At 73.3% G+C, this 20,930-nt stretch carries 18 protein-coding genes and 1 tRNA gene; 9 read left to right on the top strand and 10 right to left on the bottom strand.

Going from position 1 to position 20,930, the window contains the following annotated elements; genetic code table 11:
- Positions 1-94: 94 nt before the first annotated feature.
- Complete coding sequence (locus CG747_RS07825; RefSeq protein ID WP_100600884.1) at positions 95-400, bottom strand: hypothetical protein; 306 nt, start codon at positions 398-400, stop codon at positions 95-97.
- Between the two features lie 475 nt (positions 401-875).
- Here CG747_RS07825 and CG747_RS07820 point away from each other — a divergent pair, with 475 nt between their 5' ends.
- A complete protein-coding gene (locus tag CG747_RS07820; RefSeq protein ID WP_100600883.1) occupies positions 876-1,922 on the top strand; it encodes a bifunctional DNA primase/polymerase in 1,047 nt (348 codons plus the stop codon).
- 39 nt (positions 1,923-1,961) lie between these two features.
- Here CG747_RS07820 and CG747_RS07815 read toward each other — a convergent pair whose 3' ends face one another.
- The gene (locus tag CG747_RS07815; RefSeq protein WP_100600882.1) at positions 1,962-2,726 is read right to left on the bottom strand and encodes a methyltransferase domain-containing protein; all 765 of its coding nucleotides are present in this window, start codon (positions 2,724-2,726) and stop codon (positions 1,962-1,964) included.
- A gap of 247 nt (positions 2,727-2,973) precedes the next feature.
- Between CG747_RS07815 and CG747_RS07810 the strand changes: the two genes are divergently transcribed.
- A complete protein-coding gene (locus CG747_RS07810; protein WP_100600881.1) occupies positions 2,974-3,348 on the top strand; it encodes a hypothetical protein in 375 nt (124 codons plus the stop codon).
- Positions 3,349-3,436: 88 nt separating this feature from the next.
- On the opposite strand, the gene CG747_RS07805 is transcribed toward CG747_RS07810, so the two are convergent.
- Positions 3,437-3,523: transfer RNA gene (locus tag CG747_RS07805), tRNA-Ser, on the bottom strand.
- A gap of 43 nt (positions 3,524-3,566) precedes the next feature.
- Entirely contained in the window at positions 3,567-5,048 is a 1,482-nt protein-coding gene (locus tag CG747_RS07800; protein ID WP_100600880.1) for a S1C family serine protease, read from the bottom strand.
- Between the two features lie 448 nt (positions 5,049-5,496).
- On the opposite strand from CG747_RS07800, the gene CG747_RS07795 reads away from it, so the two are divergent.
- From CG747_RS07795 to CG747_RS07785, 3 genes are all read left to right on the top strand, one after another.
- Entirely contained in the window at positions 5,497-6,393 is an 897-nt protein-coding gene (locus CG747_RS07795) for a glycerophosphodiester phosphodiesterase family protein (protein ID WP_100600879.1), read from the top strand.
- Positions 6,394-6,446: 53 nt separating this feature from the next.
- Entirely contained in the window at positions 6,447-7,229 is a 783-nt protein-coding gene (locus CG747_RS07790; protein WP_100600878.1) for an ATP-binding protein, read from the top strand.
- 183 nt (positions 7,230-7,412) lie between these two features.
- Positions 7,413-8,381 carry a DUF5926 family protein gene (locus tag CG747_RS07785; RefSeq protein WP_100600877.1) on the top strand — a complete coding sequence of 323 codons (969 nt, stop codon included), beginning with the start codon at positions 7,413-7,415 and terminating at the stop codon, positions 8,379-8,381.
- A gap of 237 nt (positions 8,382-8,618) precedes the next feature.
- Here the strand turns inward: CG747_RS07785 and CG747_RS07780 are convergent, their stop codons facing one another.
- The gene (locus CG747_RS07780; protein WP_100600876.1) at positions 8,619-9,179 is read right to left on the bottom strand and encodes a hypothetical protein; all 561 of its coding nucleotides are present in this window, start codon (positions 9,177-9,179) and stop codon (positions 8,619-8,621) included.
- A gap of 223 nt (positions 9,180-9,402) precedes the next feature.
- Complete coding sequence (locus tag CG747_RS07775) at positions 9,403-10,113, bottom strand: bifunctional DNA primase/polymerase (RefSeq protein WP_100600875.1); 711 nt, start codon at positions 10,111-10,113, stop codon at positions 9,403-9,405.
- A 739-nt stretch (positions 10,114-10,852) separates the two neighbouring features.
- On the opposite strand from CG747_RS07775, the gene CG747_RS07770 reads away from it, so the two are divergent.
- Entirely contained in the window at positions 10,853-12,418 is a 1,566-nt protein-coding gene (locus CG747_RS07770; RefSeq protein ID WP_100600874.1) for a PP2C family protein-serine/threonine phosphatase, read from the top strand.
- A 154-nt stretch (positions 12,419-12,572) separates the two neighbouring features.
- Positions 12,573-14,042 (top strand): aminopeptidase P family protein, encoded by a 1,470-nt coding sequence (locus tag CG747_RS07765; RefSeq protein WP_100600931.1) that lies wholly within the window; start codon positions 12,573-12,575, stop codon positions 14,040-14,042.
- Between the two features lie 39 nt (positions 14,043-14,081).
- On the opposite strand, the gene CG747_RS07760 is transcribed toward CG747_RS07765, so the two are convergent.
- The 3 genes from CG747_RS07760 to CG747_RS07750 all read right to left on the bottom strand — a co-directional run bounded on the left by CG747_RS07760 (position 14,082) and on the right by CG747_RS07750 (position 17,502).
- Positions 14,082-14,762, bottom strand: coding sequence for a TetR/AcrR family transcriptional regulator (locus tag CG747_RS07760; protein ID WP_100600873.1), 681 nt, complete (start codon positions 14,760-14,762; stop codon positions 14,082-14,084).
- Between the two features lie 284 nt (positions 14,763-15,046).
- Complete coding sequence (locus CG747_RS07755) at positions 15,047-15,844, bottom strand: SDR family oxidoreductase (RefSeq protein ID WP_100600872.1); 798 nt, start codon at positions 15,842-15,844, stop codon at positions 15,047-15,049.
- A complete protein-coding gene (locus CG747_RS07750; RefSeq protein WP_100600871.1) occupies positions 15,841-17,502 on the bottom strand; it encodes an FAD-binding dehydrogenase in 1,662 nt (553 codons plus the stop codon). Before CG747_RS07750 ends, CG747_RS07755 begins: the two co-directional genes overlap by 4 nt.
- Before the next feature lie 304 nt (positions 17,503-17,806).
- Here CG747_RS07750 and CG747_RS07745 point away from each other — a divergent pair, with 304 nt between their 5' ends.
- Both CG747_RS07745 and CG747_RS07735 read left to right on the top strand, forming a co-directional pair.
- Positions 17,807-18,958 (top strand): SPFH domain-containing protein, encoded by a 1,152-nt coding sequence (locus CG747_RS07745; RefSeq protein WP_100600870.1) that lies wholly within the window; start codon positions 17,807-17,809, stop codon positions 18,956-18,958.
- Positions 18,959-18,983: 25 nt separating this feature from the next.
- Complete coding sequence (locus tag CG747_RS07735) at positions 18,984-20,291, top strand: hypothetical protein (protein WP_257980277.1); 1,308 nt, start codon at positions 18,984-18,986, stop codon at positions 20,289-20,291.
- A gap of 70 nt (positions 20,292-20,361) precedes the next feature.
- Here the strand turns inward: CG747_RS07735 and CG747_RS07730 are convergent, their stop codons facing one another.
- Positions 20,362-20,844, bottom strand: a complete 483-nt coding sequence (locus CG747_RS07730; RefSeq protein WP_100600867.1) for an ATP-binding protein — start codon at positions 20,842-20,844, stop codon at positions 20,362-20,364.
- Positions 20,845-20,930: the final 86 nt, after the last annotated feature.

Below are 20,930 nucleotides of genomic sequence, written 5' to 3'. Positions count from 1 at the left end.
CGCGCGGTGAACCCCAGAGCGGTCCACCGGCCCACCGCGCGGCACCTCGTATCACCCGCCGATCAGCCGCCCCACGCGGGTGGGGCGGGCCGGCTCACCAGATCTGGTTGAAGTCGACGTCGGCGTTGTCCTGGTCGATGACCGTGAAGCCGTGGCCGTTCACGCTGGCGGTGTTGTTCTGGTTCGAAGCGCCGGCACCGTTGGCCACCTGCTGGCCGGTCGTGGAGTTGCCGTGGTTGTCATGACCGACACCGGTGCCCAGCTGGCTGGTGGCGGCCGAGCTCGACCCGTTGCTCGCAAAGCCGCCGTTGTCGGCCTGCGCCACACCGGTGCAGAGCGCCGCCGCGAAGGGCAGTGCGAGAGCGACAGCCATGAGACGGGCGGTACGGGTGCTTGCCATGTCTTCCTCCTACGGAAGGCAAACTTCCAGCTTCTGACCTGATTGGATCCGGCAAAAGGACCCGGCCTGCGGGACCCTCCCCCGGACGGGGTCCCGTTCCTCCCGGCCCCCGTTCCGGACGACCGGTCCCGACCGGTCCGTAAAGCGCTAACTCCATGTGTCCACCGGGTAGTTGGCCGACCACCGCGGTACCTGCCTCGACGTCGCGACCTCAGGATTGCCCACCCGATCCCCGGCGAACCCGCGGCGAACGAGCGATTCCCCCGCAAGCATGAGGAGCCCCGGGTAAACCCCGACGCCCCCACTCGCGCCCCCGCGCCACCCCCGCACTCCGCAGTGATCCACTACGGGCCGGTCGCCCCTAGGAAAGCGCTCGCCACCCGGCCTTCCGACGGACCCGGCGCATACGTGATCTTCGCCGCACGCCCACCCCGACCCCCTTCCCTTCATCGAACATTCGTACGAAAATAGAGCCATGGCCACGCCCCGACGCCATATCGCACCGCCCACCGCACACCCGTCCGCGGCCGCGTTCCCGACCGCCGCCGCCGGCCTACGACCCGACCCGCGCCCGGCCCTCCGCACGGCACCCGGCACCTCCGCACCCCCGCGGCCCGCCCTCGCCCCCGCGGACGCCCACCACGCCGCCCTCGCCCACGCGCTCCTCGCCGCCGAGCTCGGCTACCCCGTCATCCCGCTGACCCGCGGCAAGCTCCCCGCCCTGCGGTCCCCGCACCACGACCACGGCACATCCGACGCCCCCGGCACCCCCGGCGGCCGCCCCGCCCCGCCCTGCCGCGGCGCCTGCGGCCGCCTCGGCCACGGCGTCCACGACGCCGCCACCGACCCGCTCGCGATCCGCCGGATGTTCGCCGCCGCCCCCTGGGCCACCGGCTACGGCATCGCCTGCGGCCGGGCCCCGCACCACCTCATCGGCCTCGACCTCGACACCAAGCACGGCGCCGACGGCCGCACCGCCCTCCGCCTCATCGCCGAGGCGCACGGCTTCCCGCTCCCCCCGACGGTCACCGTCCTGACCCCCAGCGGCGGCCGCCACCTGTGGTTCACCGGACCGCCGGCGCCGGCGGTCCCCAACTCCGCCGGCCGGCTCGCCCCGGGCATCGACGTCCGCGGCGCGGGCGGCTATCTGGTCGGCCCCGGCTCCCTCACCACCCGCGGCCGGTACGTCCTCGCACCGGACGCGCCCCGCCGCCCCGCCCCGGCCCCGCCCGCCCTGCTGGCGCTCCTGCTCCCCCCGCTCGGCACCCCGCCCGGCCGCCCGTGCCCGTCCCCGTACGCGGACCCGCACGCCCGCCCCCAGCAGCCCGCCGCCGCCCTCCTCCGCTTCGTCCGCGCCTCCCCCCGCGGCCAGCGCAACACCCGCCTCTTCTGGGCCGCCTGCCGCGCCTACGCATCCGGACTCGGGCCGGAACTCGCCGAACGCCTGGTCGCCGCGGCCCGCCAGACCGGCCTCCCGGAGACCGAGGCCCGCGCCACCCTCGCCTCGGCGGCCCGCCGCTGAGCGCCCGGGGCGGACGGCCCCGGGCACCGCCGCGCGCCGCTACCCGACCGGCTTCCGCGCCTCGATCAGGAACCGCGTCGTATGCGCCACGAACGCCCCCTCGCGGCGGATCAGCCGGTCCAACTCCCGCAACTGCTCCAGGTATTGCCCGACGGTGAATCCCGGCACCATCCACACCACCTTCCGCAGGAAGTAGACGACGGCCCCGATGTCGAAGAATTCGGTCCGCAGCGTTTCGTGCCGCAGATCGACGACTTCCCAGCCCACCGCTTCCGCCGCCCGCCGCGCGTCCTCGGGATGCCGGGACCGCCGCACGTCCGCCGGCTGCGGCCCCAGGAAATACTCCACCAACTCGAACGCACTGGCCGGGCCGACCTGTTGGGAGAAATACGTGCCGCCCGGCCGCAGCACCCGGTCGATCTCCGCCCACCACACCGTCACCGGATGCCGGCTGGTCACCAGGTCGAACGCCGCGTCCCCGAACGGCAGGGGCGGTTCGTCCTCGTCCGCCACCACCACCGCGCCCAGCGGATGCAGCAGTCCGGTCGCCTTGGCGACGTTCGGCGGCCAGGACTCCGTGGCCGCCATGACCGGCGGAAACGCCCCCGCGCCGGCGAGCACCTCGCCGCCCCCGGTCTGGATGTCCAGCGCCGCCGACGCCCGCGCCAGCCGCTCCCCCAGCGACCGCTGATACCCCCACGAAGGCCGCTGCTCGGTGGCCCGCCCGTCCAACCAGGAGAAGTCCCAGCCCGCCACCGACACCTCGGCGGCCTCCGCCACCAATTCCTCAAAAGAACGCTCCATGACCCCACCTTCACCACCCCCCGCCACTCCCGCCAGCCATTTCCCCGAACCACCCCCAACCGCTCCCGCACCCCACCCCCCGACCGCCTTCCCGCCCTCTTCGGCTTCCCCTCCCTGCCACCTGGCCGACCCGCGCCGCCCCCCACCACGAGCAACGCCCCGACGCCCGGCCGCCAACCGGGTGAAACCCCCCACGGCCCCCGCGCCGCCCCCACAGAATCGAACGAGTGAGCGGTATCCTTCCGCTGTGGCTGACAAGCAGAAGACCTACGACTTCCCCCAGGACCTGCGGGAAGCACAGCTGGAGCTGCACCAGGTCCAGTCCACCCTCGCGGACCTCTACAAGCGCCTGCCGTGGTCGGTCGAACCGCTCCCCGGCTGGACGCACACCAAGGAAAACGGCCACTTCCACGAGACCGCACGCCCCGAGTCCCCGGGCTGGACCGACGAGGAGGCGGCCCAGGTGTCCGAGCTGCGCACCCGCCGGCTCGGCCTCGCCGAACACGTCGTCACCCACCCCTTCTGGGCCACCTGCGACGACACCCCCGGCGCCCGCTCCGCCCTCAAACACCTCCACGCCCAGGAGGAGGAAGCCGAAGAGCGCCAGGCCCTCGGCGAATAACCCCCACCGGCCCGCCCACGGCCCCTCGGCACCCGGGAACGCCGAAGGCCCCCGACCGGGGTTTCCCAGGTCAGGGGCCTTCTTCCTGCGGAGGCTGTGGGATTTGAACCCACGGTGGCGTTGCCGCCACGACAGTTTTCAAGACTGTTCCCTTAGGCCGCTCGGGCAAGCCTCCCCGCGGCACCGCAGTGCGGTGTCGCGGGGATCAGACTAGCGCGTCACTTGTCGCCCGTGCGCTGTCCCAGGGTGACCTGAGTGGTGTGCTCCTTGCCGCCGCGCTTGTAGGTGAGGGTGACCCGGTCGCCGGGCCTGTGCTGCCAGATCTCGCTGATGAGGGTCGGGCCGCTGTCGACGACGGTGCTGTCGAGTTTGGTGATGGTGTCGCCGGGCTTCAGGCCCGCCTTGTCGGCCGGGCCGCCCGGGCTGACCGCTTCGCTGCCGTTGTTGCCGGTCTGCGCGATGGTCGCGCCGTCGCCGGACTCCCGCATGCCGACCTGGACGCCTATCTGCGGATAGACCGGCTGACCCGTCTTGATCAGGTCCTCCGCCACCCGCTTCGCCTGGTCGATGGGGATCGCGAAGCCCAGGCCGATGCTGCCGGACTGGCCGGACTCGCCACCGAGCCCGCCGCCGTTGCCGGCCGACTGGATCGCGGAGTTGATGCCGATGACGTTGCCGCCGGCGTCCAGCAGCGGGCCGCCGGAGTTGCCGGGGTTTATCGACGCGTCGGTCTGCAGGGCGCTCATGTACGAGGCGCTGCTGCCGCCGCCGTCGCTGGAGGCCACCGGGCGGTCCTTGGCGCTGACGATGCCGGTGGTGACCGTGCCGGACAGGCCGAAGGGCGCGCCGATGGCGATCGTGGCGTCGCCGACCTGGACGTCGGCGGACTTGCCGAGCGGGAGCGGGTTCAGTGTGGCGCCGGCGGCGTTCTTGAGCTTGATGACGGCGACGTCGTAGCCCTGGGCGTGGCCGATGACCTCGGCGTCGTACTTCTTGCCGTTGGAGAACGTCGCGGTGAGCCGGCCGCCGTCGGCCGCGCTGGCGACCACGTGGTTGTTGGTGAGGATGTGGCCCTGCTTGTCGTAGACGAAGCCGGTGCCGGTGCCGCCGTCGCCGCTCGCGCCCTGTGCCTCGATCGTGACGACGCTGGGCAGCGCCCGCCGCGCTATCCCGGAGACGGAGGTGGGTTTGCGGTTCAGCGCCTCGGGGTCGCCGGAGGCGGAGACCGTCGTCGAACCGCTGTCGTTGCGGCCCGCGGCCCAGTAGCCGATACCGCCGCCGACGCCGCCCGCGACCAGCGCGGCGACCAGCACCGCGGCGATCAGGCCGCCGCTGCGCTTCTGCGGGGCCGGCTGGTGACCGGGCACGGCCCAGGGGTCACCGCCACCGCCGTGCGGGGGCGCGCCCCAGCCGCCGGCCGGACCGTGCCCGGCCGCGGCGTACGGGGCGGCGGGGGCGGCGGGCTGCTCCGGGTGGGCCGCCGGGGCCGCCGGGGTCGGGGGGAGCTGCTGCGTGCGGTCGTGGTCGGCCGGGCCGGCGGCGGGCTCGGGGGCCCGGGGCGCGTAGTCCGGCGGCGGGGGCGTGCCCGGCGCGGCCTGAGTCGGTTCACCGGAGGCGGGCGCGGGGGCGCTGTCCGGCTGCGGCCCGGTCGGCGGCTTGGCCTCCGACGGGACGCCGGCTCCCTCGTTCTCGGTGCTCACAGCTCTCTCCTCAGTCAGCTCGCTTCACGGCGGTACCGGCCCGGGGCCGGATCCCGGTCTTCCAGCATCCGGGATCCCGCGGTATTCCAGCATCCGCGATCCCGCCGCTCCGGGCGAGTCCCGGCCGTCCCGGCGGTGGTCCGGCCTCCGCCCACCGGCCCGTCCCGGCCGTCTTCCGGCCACCTCCGCCCAGCCGTCCCCAGCCTCCCCCATGGCTCGTCAGAGCACCGTAAGCCGAACCTGTGACTTATTCCCCTAGCTATGCGGCATACGGCAACAGATGCGTCATACGCAGCGCTCCGCCACATGACGCACCTGACACGCACCTGACGAATGTGGCGGACGCGGCGGACCCGGCCTCCGACACGGGAGGTGCGGACACCGGCCATCCAGCCATCCGCGATCTTCTTCCGGGCGTCCCCGGCCCGGCGGATGACACCATGACGCGGTGACCTACCCACGCCCCTCCGAGGACGCCCGCCAGGGGCGTCCCGCCATCGCCGTCGTGGCCCACCGCGGCGCGTCCGAGGACGCGCCGGAGCACACCCTGGCCGCCTACCGGAAGGCGATCGAGGACGGCGCGGACGCCCTGGAGTGCGACGTCCGGCTGACCGCGGACGGGCATCTGGTCTGCGTCCACGACCGGCGCATCAACCGCACCTCCAACGGGCGCGGCGCGGTCTCCGCGTTGGAGCTGGCCGACCTCGCCGCGCTGGACTTCGGTTCCTGGAAGGACACGCTGGAGGGCACGGGCGGCCTCCTGGAGGACGTGCAGCGGACCGGCGGGCGGCCGGTGACCGCGGACGAGGAGCCGGACTGGCAGCAGGAGAACGCCGAGCGGACGTCCGTACTGACCCTGGAGCGGCTGCTGGAGCTGGTCGCGGACGCGGACCGGCGGGTCGAGCTGGCCATCGAGACCAAGCATCCGACGCGCTGGGCCGGACAGGTGGAGGAGCGGCTGGTCGAACTGCTCGCCCGCTTCGGCCATACGAAACCGGCCACCCGCGACCGGACGCCCCCGGTCCGCGTCATGAGTTTCTCCGCGCGCTCCCTGCACCGCGTCCGGGCCGCGGCGCCGGAGATCCCCGGCGTCTATCTGATGCAGTTCCTGACCCCCCGTCACCGTGACGGCCGGCTGCCGCCCGGAGTGGGCATCGCCGGCCCCGGCGTACGGATCCTCCGCGCGCACCCGGAGTACGTCGCCAAGGCGCACCGGGCGGGCCACCAGGTCCACGTCTGGACGGTCAACGACCCGGCGGATGTGGAGTTGTGCCGCGAACTGGGCGTGGACGCAATCATTACGAACCGCCCCAAGCAGGTACGAATGCAACTCGGCCTTAGGTAAGGCTCGTCACAGGGTGTGCACCGGCGCATTCGGCCCGTATGTGTCGGTGTCGAATGCGTCACTGTGTGCCGGTTGGCCGGTTTCCGGTCCAGTCCATTGGGGCATCCATCCCGTGGCGTGGGGCAAAGGAGGTCTCGGGGGTGGCGTTGGTGGTGGCACAAGAGGTGCCGACGTCGTCGATCATGGCCGTACCCCATGGACCAGCGGGTGTGGGCATGGCCAGGCGGCGCATGCGAGAAGAGCTGTTGGCAAGTGGAGTTCAGGACACAGTCGTCGATGACGCGGTCCTGGTCCTGTCGGAACTACTGAGCAATTCGTGTCGCCATGCGCGTCCGATATACGAGGACCGGACGCCGGATTCCGCGACGGGGAGCGCCTCCGACGGCGCGTCAGGGACGGGCCGGGGCACTCCTCAGGGCTCCGTCCGCGCCGCCTGGCGCATCGACGGGCAGGGGCGCCTGATCATCGCGGTCACCGACGGCGGCGGCCCGACCCGTCCGGTTCCGGCCACTCCGTCCATCAGCGCCCGCGGCGGGCGCGGGCTGGCGATCATCCGCTCGCTCGCCAAGGACTGGGGCGTCCGCGACACCGCGCCCGGCGAGGTGACGGTCTGGGCCGCACTCTCCCTCCAGGGCGCTTTCGCTACGCGCGTGGATCTGACGGCCGATCTGCCCGCCGGCCTCGGGCCGGAGCTGCCGTCCGACCTGACGGCCGGGCTTCCGCTCTCGCTGCGGAAGGTCCCGCGCGACAGCACGCCGCGCGCCGCCCGCAACGGCCGCCGCCCGGGCCGCGGCACGCTCGGCCTGGCCTTCGCGGACCTCGACGAACTGCCGTAGCGGGGCGGCGCCGGGCCCTCCCCGGCGACGCGGCGGAGCGGCGGACGCCCGCCGCCGCCGCACCCACGCTGACGTACCCGGCGCCCTTACGGCGATGTTGGTGGCGCCGCGGGCACCGGTCTCCTTTAGGCTCGCGCCGGAACGCGTCCGAACCACCAGGAACCACCAGGAGACTCCGTCACCATGGCCAAGAAGCGCCGCCCCCAGCCCCGGGCCGCAGCAGTACAGATCAAGGACGCCGAGGTGCCGGTGGTCGGCGCCCGCGAGCCCTGTCCGTGTGGTTCCGGCCGCCGTTACAAGGCCTGCCACGGCCGGCAGGCGTCGCACGCCGCCACCGAGCTGGTCCGCCGCCCCTTCGAGGGGCTGCCCGGCGAGTGCGACTGGGTGGCGCTGCGCGAGCTGGTGCCCGCCGCCACGGCCCAGTTGAACCTCAAGGGCGGCCTGCCCGAGGGCGTGCCGTCGGTGACGCTGGCCACCGTGCTCCCGATGGCGTGGCCCGCGCTGCGCCGGGACAACGGCGCGGTGCTGATCGGTCTGCAGAACGACACCTCGTCCGGCGACCTCAGCCGGGACCTCGCCGACACCCTCCAGCGGGCGCTGGTCACCGAGCCGGGCCACCCGGTCGCCGCCGGGCGGGCCCCCGCCGACGGGCCGCGGCTCCAGGACCTGCTGGACCCGGACGCGCCTTTCGAGCCGACCGTCCACACCGGCTTCGAGTTCTGGGTGGAGAACGCCGAGAACGCCACCGGCGAGGTCGCCGCCTCCCTGGAGCGGGCCAACGCCGCGGCCATCCCGACCGCCCGGATCCCGGGCCTGGAGGGGGCGTACTGGTGCGAGGCCCCGGAGAAGAACCACCTGCGCTGGGTCACCCCGCACCCCGAGGAGCAGCTGCTCGACGCGCTGGCCCGGCTGCACGCCGCCGGCACCTCCTCGCTGGGCGAGGGCACCCGGCTGGTCGGCTCGTTCCGGGCGCACGGCCTGGTCGTCCCGGTGTGGGACCTGCCGTCCTCGATGAGCGCCGACGACGTCGCCGGCCCGGCCGCCGCCTTCGGGGAGCGACTGGCCAAGGCGCTCGCCACGGACACCCCGCTAACCGCGGAGGAGCGCCGGTCCCGCGGCGGGCTCACCAACCGTCAGATCACCCTGAGCTGATCACCCACCCGAGTCGATCATGGAAGTGACGCCCGTCACAGGATCCGCGGCAACTCCCCGCACTCGCGGGTAAATCCGCGTCCGGAATTCCACGATCGAATTTGCGAACCGCGAATCTCTTGTTACGGTTCTAGAAGCCCGGTCGCTGGTGCATCCCCCGTCGCCAGCGACCGGGCGTTTCCATGTCCGGGCCACGGCCGTCCGCCGCCGGACCGCCGCCGCCTCGCGGCCGGGCCCTCAGCGCCCCGAACTCCCGCCGCCCGGCGTCCAGTTGCCGCCGGAGCGCAGCAGCAGCCGCTCCCCCGCCGGATCCGAGAACTCCGCCACCGCGCCGTACGGCAGCCGCGTCCCGCGCGCCGTCGGGCCGTCGGGCGTCTCGCACTCGCCCGGCGCCCCGTCCGCCGGCACCGCGCAGTCCGCCTGGACGCTCCGGCCGTCCGGGCGCAGCAGCGTCAACGCGGCGCGCAGCGGTTCACCCGTGGAGTTACGGAAGAAGGTCCGCGCCCAGGTGCGGCCGGCCTCGGTGAGGACGCAGGTCTGGGCCGTGATCCCCGGCCGGGCGGTGAGTTCGGGGCCGCAGTGGACGGTGCGGCCGCCGGGGGCCAGGAGGGGGCGGGCCAGGTCGGTGAGCGGGTCGCCGGCCGCGGCGGGGGCGCCCGGGGTTCGGGAGGCGTCCGGGACCGCCGGCGGGAGAAGGGTGTCCACCGGGCCGGCCGTTGCGGCGGCCAGGGGGACGGCGAGGGCGAGCACGGCGGTGCCGGCGAGCCCGATCAGGCGGAGAATCCGCGCACGCTGCATGGGACCCACTTGCGAAGGTGACGAGGTATGCCGGGGAGGGGTGGCACGGGGAAGGTGCCGCCCGCGGCGTGGCGGGCGGTACGCCGAACCTATCGGGCGGCAGGGGTGGCGCCGGGTGCCCGAGAACGCGATTCCCGTAGGTACCAGGGCATCTCACACCCTTACGGGTGAACCGGATATGCGCGCTTTCCGGCCACCCGTGGACGTACGCGGGGAAGCCGGCTCAGTACGCGAGCCGGCTGCCGCCGTCGGGGGTGCTGGTGCTCGCCATCACCAGCGCGTCGACGATGGTGCCCACCTTCGGCAGCCAGGGTGCGGCCTGGGTGGTGGCCGGCGGGCGCTCCCAGCGGACCTTGCCCGCACCGGTCGGCGACGGCGGCAGCACGAGGTAGCCGCCCTCACCGTGGAACCGCAGCGAACTGGGCACCCAGTCCTGGGAACTCAGCAGCTCCCCCAACTCCGGCAGGTCGTACGGCGATACCAGCAGCGACCAGCGGGTCGGGGTGGCCACCACGGGGCCGGTGCGGACGCCGAAGTGGTCCAGCGCGGCCAGCGCGCGGGCCCCCGCGACGGCCGGCAGGCTCACCGCGCAGGGCGCCCGGCCGCCGGTCGCCAGGACGACCGGCGCGTCCGGGCGGTTGGCCCACCACCAGCGCACCATCCGGGCATCGGTGGTGGCCGCCAGCAGTCCGGGGTCGAAGGGGTGCGCACCCGGCACCACGCAGTCGGGGTCGGGGCAGTTGCAGCGGCGGGGGGCCCGCTCGCCGAGGCCGAGCCGCCCGCCCGCCTGCTGCCGGCCGGCGGGCCGCAGTCCGACGCCCGGGAGGACGGGCCACTGCCATGCGGTGGCGCAGTGGAGCGCCGCGCCGAGCAGCGCCGACCTCCCGCTGCGCCGGAACAGGGGCTTGCGTCGCCTTCCGAGGATCTCGCGCATGAGCGCTCGTTCCTTTCCGTTACGCCGAGGGTTTGGTCCTTCGCACTGCATGCCGATGAGCTTGGACACCGTTGGTGCATGCCGTTCGCAACTGCGGTTGTGCTGCTCCGGGCCGGTACGGAGTGGTGCTTCGGCCCTGTCGTGCGGTTCGGCCGGCCGGCCTCGTTCTGCGACCCGGAGGTCGTTCGCGCTCTCTCTCACCACACGTGGCGATCCGGTCACCGCGTGTACGAGGCAGCGCATCACGCCGTACACCGGGCGTGGAACGTGGCGGAGGGTGGCGCGCGCATGGCGCTTGCGCTTCCGGTGGTGCCATCCCGCCACTTGGGAGTGCGTCGCGGTGGTCGCCGTATAGGACGCCGACGCCGTCCGGAGAGTTCCGATGCGGTCCCAACTGGCCCCGCACCTATCCGAGTACGTACCCGCCACGGTGGATATGACGCGCTGCTGATCGCCGCCAGCAGACCTCAAATTGACGCTCAGGGGGCTATTTTCAGGCCAATCTACAGACCTCGCTGACACCACAAACCCCAAGGGGACAGTGCTGGACATCACATCGCTGGTGCGTGTACATGTGGAGGCATTGATAGCGGAGCAGCATGACATGGGGGTTTGCGATGCTATTGAGGACATTGAGCGGACAGCAGTACCGCACAACATCACTCAACAAAAAGCCGCACTCCCTGTCACATTGCGGCCTGAGCTGGGGTTTTTTCGGGCGCGACGTGGGTTGTCGGCCATGAGCGCCCCTCACGTCCCGAAAGTGGCTGGAATCGAACCAGCTCTTCCCGCACCCGCGCACACTACCGACCCTCGTGTGACGGCCGCTTCCGCCGATCCCTCCTCCGGCACCTGCGCTGACGGCCCGTCCGGCGCCGCCGGCACGGATCAGGACGACGCCCGGCCCACCGCACCGGACGCCGCCGCCGGCCTCTCCACGGTGGACCGGATCGCCGCCGTCCAGGACCGGCTGGCGGGCTGGATCTCCGACCTCAGCACCCTGCACGACCTCACCGAACGGCTCGCCCGCACCCGCACCTTGGACGACGCGCTCCGCGAACTGCTGCGGGCCGGCGCCTTCCTCGTAGGGGCCCGGCGCGGACTGGTCGTACTGGCGCCGCAGGACGGGCTCGGCCCGGAGACCACCGTCGGACTGGGCCTGGGCCACGCCGAGATCGGTCACATCGAGACCGTGCCGCGCCGCGCCCTGTCGTACGCGCGGATACTGGACGGCCTCCCCGAGCCCGGCGCGGGCGACGACGCCGGGGCCGAGGCCCGTACCGAGATCGCCGAGCCGGACATCCCCGGCGAGAAGGACCTCGACCCCCGGCTGCGCGAGGTCGCCGCCCGCCTCGGCTACGCCGCCAGTTACGCCGTACCGCTCACCGCCGGCGCCGTGGGCCGGCTCGGCGCCGCGGTCTGGCTCTACGACGAACCGGCCGAGCCCGGTGAGCGGCGGCGCCACCTCGTCGGCCTCTACCGCGCGCACGCCGCCGAGCACCTCGCCCGGCTCCTCGAACTCCACCGCAGCCGGCAGGCCGCCCGGACCCTGCGCGAGGAACTGCTGCCCCGCAGGCTGCCGCGGATCCCCGGCGTCCGGCTCGCGGTGCGGCACGCCACCGGGCCGCGCGGCGGCGGCGACTGGTACGACGCACTGCCGCTGCCGGACGGCGCGCTGGGCCTGGCCGTGGGATCGGTCACCGGCTCCGGGCCGAGCGCGGTGGCCGCCATGGGGCGGCTGCGGGCCTCGCTGCGCGCCTACGCGGTCATGGAGGGCGAGGACCCGGTCGCGGTCCTCTCCGACCTCGAACTGCTGATGCGGCTGACCGAGCCGGCTCGGAGCGCCACCGCGCTGTTCGCCTTCACCGAGCCGCCGCCGGGCGTGCCGGGCGGGCCCCCGGTGCCGGCCGGGATCGGCGGCGCGGCGCCGCGCAAGATGCTGCTGGCCGGGGCCGGGCACTGTCCGCCGCTGGTCCTCGGCGACCTGCGGGCGGAGTTCGTGGAGACCTCGCTCTCCGCACCGCTGGGCATGCTGGCCTGCTGGGAGGCGCCGAGCGTGGAGATCGAGCCGGCCCCCGGCGAGACCGTGCTCCTCTACAGCGACGGGCTGCTGCACCGCACCGGCGAGCCGATGGACCGGGCGTTCGCCCGTCTGCACTCCGCGGCCGCCGGCATCCCCCGGGCCAGCCGGCACGACCCGGAGGCGGTGGTGGACCACGTCGTGCGGGTCATGCTGCCGCAGGGGCTGGACGACCCCGCCTCGGAGGAGGACGTGGTTCTGCTCGCGGCGTACTTCGAGGAGTAACGGCGTCACCGCAGGTCACAGGGGCGGACGCGACGGCGCCCGCCCTCTGGGACCGCTCTGCGGGGCAGGTCACCTCGTCCGACCCCTGGACCGGATTCCGCTCGCACTTACGATGGAATGCGGTTCAGTCTGAAAAGCCTTAAAAGGAGGCATGGTGACCGACGAGCTCACTCCGGAGACCCCGGACGAGGAAGAGCAGCCGATCAAGCAGCGCAAGAACGGCCTGTACCCGGGCGTATCGGATGAGCTCACCGAGAACATGAAGAGCGGCTGGGCCGACACCGAGCTGCGCGACCTGGAGCCGATCGCGCAGGCGGCGCACGCCGCCCGCCGCCGCGCCGCGCTCTCCGCGCGCTTCCCCGGCGAGCGCCTGGTGATCCCCGCGGGCGTCCTGAAGACCCGCTCCAACGACACCGAGTACCCCTTCCGGGCCTCGACCGAGTACGTCTACCTCACCGGCGACCAGACCGACGGCAGCGTGCTCGTCCTGGAACCGCGCGGCGACGGGGCCGACGGCCACGACGAGACGCTCTACCGCCTGCCCCGCTCCAACCGCGAGAACGGCGAGTTCTGGCTGAACGGCATGGGCGAGCTGTGGGTCGGCCGCCGCCACAGCCTCGACGAGTCCGCCGCGCTGCTCGGCGTCGGCTGCAAGGACGTCCGCGAGCTGGCCGACCTGCTCAAGGAGGCCGCCGGCCCGGTCCGGGTCGTCCGCGGCCACGACACCTCCATCGAGGGGGCGCTGCACGACAAGGTCACCGCGGAGCGGGACGAAGAGCTGCGGGTGTACCTCTCCGAGGCGCGCCTGGTGAAGGACGACTTCGAGATCGGCGAGCTGCAGAAGGCCGTCGACTCGACGGCGCGCGGCTTCGAGGACGTGGTCAAGGTCCTGCACAAGGCCGAGGCCACCAGCGAGCGCTACATCGAGGGCACCTTCTTCCTGCGCGCCCGGGTCGAGGGCAACGACGTCGGCTACGGCTCCATCTGCGCCGCCGGGCCGCACGCCACCACCCTGCACTGGGTCCGCAACGACGGCGCGGTCCGCTCCGGCGACTTGCTGCTGCTGGACGCCGGCGTGGAGACCACCACCCTCTACACCGCGGACGTCACCCGCACCCTGCCGATCAACGGCCGCTTCACCGACCTCCAGCGCAAGATCTACGACGCGGTCCACGAGGCGCAGGAGGCCGGCATCGCGGCGGTGAAGCCGGGCGCCGCCTTCCGGGACTTCCACGACGCCGCCCAGCGGGTGCTCGCCGAGAAGCTGGTGGAGTGGGGCCTGGTCGAGGGCCCGGTGGAGCGCGTCCTGGAGCTGGGCCTCCAGCGCCGCTGGACCCTGCACGGCACCGGCCACATGCTCGGCCTGGACGTCCACGACTGCGCCGCGGCCCGCACCGAGGGCTACGTCAACGGCACGCTGGAGCCCGGCATGGTGCTGACCGTCGAGCCCGGCCTGTACTTCCAGGCGGACGACCTGACGGTGCCCGAGGAGTACCGCGGCGTCGGCGTCCGGATCGAGGACGACATCCTGGTGACCGAGGACGGCAACCGCAACCTGTCGGCGGCGCTGCCGCGCCGGTCGGACGAGGTCGAGGCGTGGATGGCGGGCCTGCTCGGCAAGTAGGCCCCGCGCGCGCGTGAACGGCGCGCCGGGGCGGGAGGCTCAGTCCTCCCGCTCCGGCGCGCCGTCGTGTTCCCCGCCGCCGTGCTCCGCGCCGTCGTCCGGCCGGACGTCCCCGGTGGCGTACGCGCCCGCGCGGGCCGCGGCCCAGACGGCGGTGGCCGCGGAGTCGGCGAGGTCGGGCTCCACGGGGCGGCGGGCGATCAGGATCCGGTAGTAGAAGGGCGCACCGAGCGCCGCCATCACCGCCTTGGGGTCGGTGTCCGCGGGGAGTTCGCCGCGCTCGATGCCGCGCTGCACCATCACCCCGGCCAGCGCCAGCCGCTCGTCGAAGAAGTCCCGCAGTGCGGTGGCCGCCTGGGGGTCGCGGGCCGCGGCGGCGACCACCGCCTCGATCAGGCCGCGGGTCCGGGCGGATCCGTAGAACCGTGCTATCCCGCGGGCCAGCGCCCGCAGGTCGCCGGGCAGGGTGCCGGTGTCCGGCAGCGGCACCCCGCTGCTCATGTCGGTCAGCAGCTCGCAGACCAGCTTGTCCACGCTGCGCCAGCGGCGGTAGAGGGTCGCCAGGTGCACCCCGGAGCGCTGGGCCACCCGTTCCATGGTGAGCGCGGCGAAGCCGCCGTCACCCAACTCCTCGAAGACGGCGGTCAGTACGGCACGGCGGGTGCGCGCCGTGCGTCCTCCGGGTCGGGTCTCGCCCGGGGCCTGATGCGCGGTCGTCACAGCGGCTCCGTTACGGGGGTCGTGATACGGATCGCAGCGCGGATTGCAGTGCGGGTTCTGGCCAAGTATTGTCCAAGACGGATTAACGCGAGCAACTTCGCGTTAGTCGTGGTGCCGCGCTGGTCTCGCTGGGAAAGGGGACGCCGCGGGGGAGGTCCTCCTCCCGCGAGACCGCGCCGCTCCCTCTCACTCTTCAGTGATTTCCAGCCATTTTCCAGGCTTTTCCGCGATTCCCGGGTTGCCCGGTGCGGCCCGGTCCGTCAGGCCCGCCGGGCCCGTCCCGCTCAGCGCAGCCCGTGCCGCCGGGCCACCATCCGCTCCACCGCCGCGTCGGGCAGCAGCCGCCGCAGCAGGAAGACCGCGGGGGCGTTGCTGCCGACCGCGTAGTGCGGCCGGGGGCGGGCCGCCTCGATCGCCTTGAGGACGGTGGCGGCGACCTTCTCCGGCGGGATCCCGCGCGCCTCGTTGGCGTCGAGGGCGGCCAGCATCGTCCGGTACGCGTCCGCGAACGGCGAACCGTCCGCCACGTAGTGGGTGCGCCGGGCGCTGATGCCGGTGGCGATCGAGCCCGGCTCGACGGTGGTGAGCGCCACCCCGTAGGGCGCGACCTCCCGCCGGGCGGCGTCCGTGAAGCCCTTGAGCGCGGCCTTGGAGGCCACGTAGGAGGAGCGGTAGGCGAGCGGGAAGCTGGCGAGCATCGAGCCGATCATCACCACCCGGCCGTGGCCGCGCTCCCGCATCCCGGGCAGGACGAGCTGGGTGAGCCGCACGGCGCCGAAGACGTTCAGCTGGAAGAGCCGGCGGACCGCCGCCATCGGGAGCTCCTCGAACGGCCCGTTCTGGCTCTCGCCGGCGTTGTTGACCAGCACGTCGACCGGGCCCGCCGCGGCGGCGCACGCCTCGATGCCCGCCTCGTCCGCCAGGTCGAGCGGGAGGTAGCGGACGCCGGGCAGCGGGGCCGCGACCGTCGCGGGGTCGCGACTGGTCCCCAGGACGCGGTAGCCGCGGGCGACGAGCGCCGCGGCCACCGCGGCGCCGATGCCGGAGGAGGCCCCGGTCACCAGCGCGGTGCGCCCGCTCACGCCAGGCCGCGGGCCAGTGCCCGCCCCGCCGCGCGGCCGGAGAAGATGCAGCCGCCCAGGAAGGTGCCCTCCAGCGCGTTGTAGCCGTGCACCCCGCCGCCGCCGAAACCGGCGACCTCCCCGGCCGCGTACAGCCCGTCGAAGGGTGTGCCGTCCGGGTGGACCACCTGCGAGTCCAGGGTGGTCTCCAGGCCGCCCAGCGTCTTGCGGGTCAGCAGGTGCAGCCGGACCGCGATCAACGGGCCGTGCGCCGGGTCGAGCAGCCGGTGCGGCTTGGCGACCCGGGTCAGCTTGTCCGGCCAGTACTCGCGGGCGTTGCGCACCGCCATCAGCTGGAGGTCCTTGGAGTAGGGGTGCGCCACCGCCCGGTCCCGGGCCACCACTTCCCGCTCGACGGTCGCGTAGTCGAGGGGCGTCGACGGCTCGACGGCGTTCATCCCGGCGACCAGCTCGCGCAGGGTGCGCCGGACGACGAAGTCCTCGCCGCGGTCCAGGAACGCCTGGACCGGGCCGGGCGCGCCCTTCTTCACCCGGGCCAGCGCGAGCTTGAGATCCTTGCCGGTGATGTCCGGGTTCTGCTCGGAGCCGGAGAGCGCGAACTCCTTCTCCACGATGGAGCGGGTCAGGATGAACCAGGTGTGGTCGTGGCCGGTGTGCGTGATGTGGCGCAGGGTGGCCAGGGTGTCGTGGCCGGGGAAGAGCGGCGCGGGCAGCCGCCGGCCGGTGGCGTCCAGCCAGAGCGACGACGGGCCGGGGATGATCCGGATCGCGTGGTCGGGCCAGACCGGGTCCCAGTTCTTGATGCCCTCGGTGTAGTGCCACATCCGATCGCGGTTGACCAGGGAGCCGCCGGCCTCTTCGGTGATCTCCAGCATCCGCCCGTCCACGTAGGCGGGCACCCCGGTGATCATCGACTTGGGGGCCGGGCCGAGCCGGTCCACCGGCCAGTTCCTGCGGACCAGTTCGCGGTTGCCGCCGATGCCGCCGGAGGTCACCACCACCGCCTGCGCGCGGAACGCGAACTCTCCCGCCGCCTCGCGCCCGGAGGCCACCCCGCGCGGCAGGTCCGACGGCTCCAGCACGGTGCCGCGCACGCCGACCGCCGCGCCGTCCTCCACGATCAGCCCGTCGACCCGGTGCCGGTGCCGGAAGACCACCAGCCCGCGCTCGGCCGCGGCCCGCACCGGCTCGGCGAAGACCCGGACCACCTCCGGGCCGGTGCCCCAGGTGAGGTGGAAGCGGGGGACGGAGTTGCCGTGCCCGGTCGCGAGGCCGGCGCCGCGCTCGGCCCAGCCGACGGTGGGGGTCAGCCGCAGCCCGAGGTCGTGCAGGTAGCGGCGCTTCTCGCCCGCGGCGAAGTCCACGTACGCCTGCGCCCACTGCCGCGGCCAGTGGTCCTCGCGGTCCCGGTCGAAGGCCGCCGAGTCCAGCCAGTCGGACAGCGCCAGTTCGGGCGAGTCCTTGATGCCGGCCCGTCGCTGCTCGGGGCTGTCCACCAGGAACAGCCCGCCCAGTGACCAGAACGCCTGGCCGCCGAGGTTGGCCTCGCTCTCCTGGTCGACGACGAGCACCCGGCGCCCCGCCCGGGTGAGTTCGTAGGTGGCGACCAGACCGGCCAGCCCGGCTCCTACGACGATGACGTCGGCGTCGTCGCTCATACCGCCACCTCGTTGCGCTCGCTCATGGGGAGCTCCTCTACGGTTCCGCGGCGGCCGCCGACGCCCGGCCGACAACCTTGTCGCGTCCATGTCCGTAACAACCGATACAGGAACGTATCCGATGCGCCGGTGCCACAACAAGGACCACCGGGCGGGCACGGCGGTCGACAACGGCCGAACCGCTACCCCACCGCCCCAGGTCCGGCTTCTACTATGACCTTGACATCTGAGCGGACGTACTCCGTCGTCGTCACCGCCGGCAGCGGCCCGGCCGGGGCGGCCGGAGCGAACTGGGGGACCTGTCGTGGGCTTCATGGACCGCGTACGCGGCGAATTCATCGACATCATCGAGTGGACCGACGACAGTCGGGACACGATCGTCTGGCGCTTCCCGCGCTACGAGAACGAGATCAAGATGGGCGCCAAGCTCATCGTGCGCGAGTCGCAGGTCGCCGTCTTCGTCAACCAGGGCCGGATCGCGGACGTCTTCGCGCCGGGCATGCACGAGCTGCAGACCGGCAACCTGCCGATCCTGTCCACGCTCCAGGGCTGGAAGTACGGCTTCCACTCGCCGTTCAAGGCGGAGGTCTACTTCGTCACCACCCGGCAGTTCACGGACCTGAAGTGGGGCACGCAGAACCCGGTCACGGTGCGGGACCCGGAGTTCGGCATGGTGCGGCTGCGGGCGTTCGGCGGCTACGCGGCGCGGGTCTCCGACCCCGCCAAGCTGATCACCGAACTCGCCGGCACCGACCCGCAGTTCCGCACCGAAGAGGTCGAGGAGTACCTGCGGCAGCTGATCGTGGGGCGGCTCGGCACGCTGCTGGCCGGCTCGGGCATCCCCATGCTCGACCTCGCCGCGCGCCAGGCCGAACTCGGCGACCGGCTGGCCAAGGCGCTGACCGACGAGCTGGCGGCCTCGCACGGCCTGTCCATCCCGAAGTTCATCATCGAGAACATCTCGCTGCCGCCCGAGGTCGAGCAGGCCGTCGACGCCCGCAGCCGGATGGGCATCATCGGGAACGTCGACAACTACGCCCGCCTCCAGGCGGCGGACGCGATCCGGGACGCGGCGAACAACCCCGGCGGCGCCGGCGAGGGCGTGGGCCTGGGGCTCGGCATGGCCGCCGGCCAGCAGCTGGCGCAGGCGTTCGCGCCCCAGCAGGCCCAGCAGCAGCCCTACGCGCCCGCTGCCCCGGCCCCGGCGCCCGGCGGCGGTGCCGTCCCGCCGCCGCTGCCCGGTCAGCAGCAGTACCAGTGGTTCGTGGCCGTGGACGGGCAGCAGCAGGGCCCCTACGACCACGCGACGTTCACCGGGCACATCGGCTCGGGGGCGGTCCGGCCCGGGATGCTCGCCTGGCGCGAGGGCATGGCGGCGTGGCAGCCGGTGGAGAGCGTGCCCGAGCTCGCCCAGCACTTCCGCGCCACTCCGCCGCCGCTGCCGCCGCAGGCCTGACCTACCGCCAGGAGTCCGTGCCCCGATGAGCTACCAGCCCTATCAGCCGCAGCAGCCCTACCAGCCCCAACAGCCCTACCCGCAGCAGCAGCCGTACCCGCAGCAGGCGCCCCCGCAGCCCTACCAGCAGCAACCGCCGTATCAGCAGCCGCCGCAGCCGCCGTATCAGCAGCAGCCGCAACAGCCGTACCCGCAGCAGGCACCGCAGCAGGCACCGCAGCAGGCACCGCAGCAGCCTGAGCAGTACCAGCAACAGCAGCCGCCGCAGGTGCCCCAGCAGCCCGCGCAGCCGCAGCAGCAACAGCCGCAGTCCTACGCGTGCCCGAGCTGCGGTTCCACCGCCGAGTACGCCCCGGGAACGAACTCCCTGCGCTGCCCGAACTGCCGCTTCGAGCAGCCCATCGCCCCCCTCGACCGCGAGGTGCGGGAGCACGCCTGGGAAGAGCTGGCGACCCTGCCGACCAAGCCGACGGCGGCCGGCGGGCAGGTGCTCCAGTGCCCCGGCTGCGGTGCGGCCAACGAGACCAGCGCCCTCTCCGGCCGCTGCCAGTTCTGCGCCACGCCCATGGTCGCCTCGGCCGCCGCGGACCGGATCGTGCCCGAGGGCCTGGTGCCGTTCCGGGTGGACAAGCGGGACGTCCACGACAACCTGGGGAAATGGGCCAAGTCCCGCTGGTTCGCGCCGAACAGCCTGAAGAAGGTGAACTCCGCGGAGACCCTGCACGGGACGTACGTGCCGCACTGGACGTACGACGCCGCGACCGCGACCGCCTACAGCGGCGAGCGCGGCGAGGAGTACACCGTCGGAACCGGCGACAACAAGGAGACCAAGGTCCGCTGGTACCACGTCAACGGCACGGTCCAGCGCTTCTTCGACGACGTCCTCGTCCCCGGCGTCGGCCACGTCCCGCAGGACCGGCTCCAGGCCCTGGAGCCCTGGCCGCTGAAGCAGGCGGTGGCCTACCAGGAGGCGTACCTGGCGGGCTTCCGGACCCTGCGGTACGACCTGGAGCCGGAGGCCGGATTCCAGAACGCCCAGCAGAAGATGGCCAAGGTCATCGAGGCGGACTGCAAGCGGGACATCGGCGGCGACCGGCAGCGGCTGCACTCGGTCAACACCAACTACGGGTCGGTGACGTACAAGCTCCTGCTGCTCCCGGTGTGGTTCGCCTCCTACGTCTACAACGGCAAGCAGTGGCAGGTCATGGTCAACGCCGAGACCGGCGAGGTGAGCGGGGACCGCCCCTACAGCCCCTGGAAGATCGCCTTCGCGGTCATCCTCGCGGCGGTGGTGGCGACGACGCTCGCGCTCGTCTTCAACCGGCACCACTGACGGTCCGTCCGGTGCGTCGGGGCCGGACGGCCCTGACCGCCGGCGACCGGAACCGGGGACCGCGCGCCGCTCAGGACGCCATCGGCAGCGGCGCGCCCTCGCGCCACTTGAGGATCTTGTCGAAGCTGACCACCGCGCCGGTGCTGCCGGCGCGGTTGCGGTACTGGACGTGGTCGGTCAGCGCCTCGATCAAAAAGAGCCCCCGGCCGTCCTCGGCGTATCCGGGGGCCTGCGCGGGGGCGGGGGCGGGGACCGGCGGCAGCGCGCGGTCCGCGGCGGTATGCGGCGGGGTGGGACGGTCGAAGCCGGGGCCGGAGTCGGTGACCTCGATGCGGCAGGTCTCGCCGTCGATGTAGGCGGTGACGCGGTAGTCGTCGGTGGCGTCGCCGCCGTGCTCGACGGCGTTGGCGCAGGCCTCGGAGAGGGCGACCGAGAGGTCGTAACAGATGTCCGGGTCGACGCCGGCGGTCTCCATCGCGCCCAGCAACAGCCGCCGGGCCAGCGGCACACTCGCGGCCTCCCGCCGCAGATGGAGGGACCACCAGATGCTCATCGCTCCTGCCTCCTGGACGCGGCTCGACATACCGATACCTATTGCCGGGCCGCAAGGTCGGTAAGCGTCCCCGGAACGTGATACCG

The organism is Streptomyces sp. CB02959 (assembly GCF_002803155.1).
GTDB lineage: Bacteria > Actinomycetota > Actinomycetes > Streptomycetales > Streptomycetaceae > Streptomyces.
This window is presented reverse-complemented; position numbering and strand designations above follow the sequence as displayed.

Bases quoted from the DNA above. Each gene is read 5' to 3' on its own strand.
- CG747_RS07815 (WP_100600882.1), bottom strand. From the start codon at position 2,726: ATGGAGCGTTCTTTTGAGGAATTGGTGGCGGAGGCCGCCGAGGTGTCG.
- CG747_RS07820 (WP_100600883.1), top strand. From the start codon at position 876: ATGGCCACGCCCCGACGCCATATCGCACCGCCCACCGCACACCCGTCC.
- CG747_RS07785 (WP_100600877.1), top strand. From the start codon at position 7,413: ATGGCCAAGAAGCGCCGCCCCCAGCCCCGGGCCGCAGCAGTACAGATC.
- CG747_RS07780 (WP_100600876.1), bottom strand. From the start codon at position 9,179: ATGCAGCGTGCGCGGATTCTCCGCCTGATCGGGCTCGCCGGCACCGCC.
- CG747_RS07730 (WP_100600867.1), bottom strand. From the start codon at position 20,844: ATGAGCATCTGGTGGTCCCTCCATCTGCGGCGGGAGGCCGCGAGTGTG.
- CG747_RS07775 (WP_100600875.1), bottom strand. From the start codon at position 10,113: ATGCGCGAGATCCTCGGAAGGCGACGCAAGCCCCTGTTCCGGCGCAGC.
- CG747_RS07735 (WP_257980277.1), top strand. From the start codon at position 18,984: ATGAGCTACCAGCCCTATCAGCCGCAGCAGCCCTACCAGCCCCAACAG.
- CG747_RS07825 (WP_100600884.1), bottom strand. From the start codon at position 400: ATGGCAAGCACCCGTACCGCCCGTCTCATGGCTGTCGCTCTCGCACTG.
- CG747_RS07770 (WP_100600874.1), top strand. From the start codon at position 10,853: ATGAGCGCCCCTCACGTCCCGAAAGTGGCTGGAATCGAACCAGCTCTT.
- CG747_RS07790 (WP_100600878.1), top strand. From the start codon at position 6,447: ATGCGTCACTGTGTGCCGGTTGGCCGGTTTCCGGTCCAGTCCATTGGG.
- CG747_RS07750 (WP_100600871.1), bottom strand. From the start codon at position 17,502: ATGAGCGACGACGCCGACGTCATCGTCGTAGGAGCCGGGCTGGCCGGT.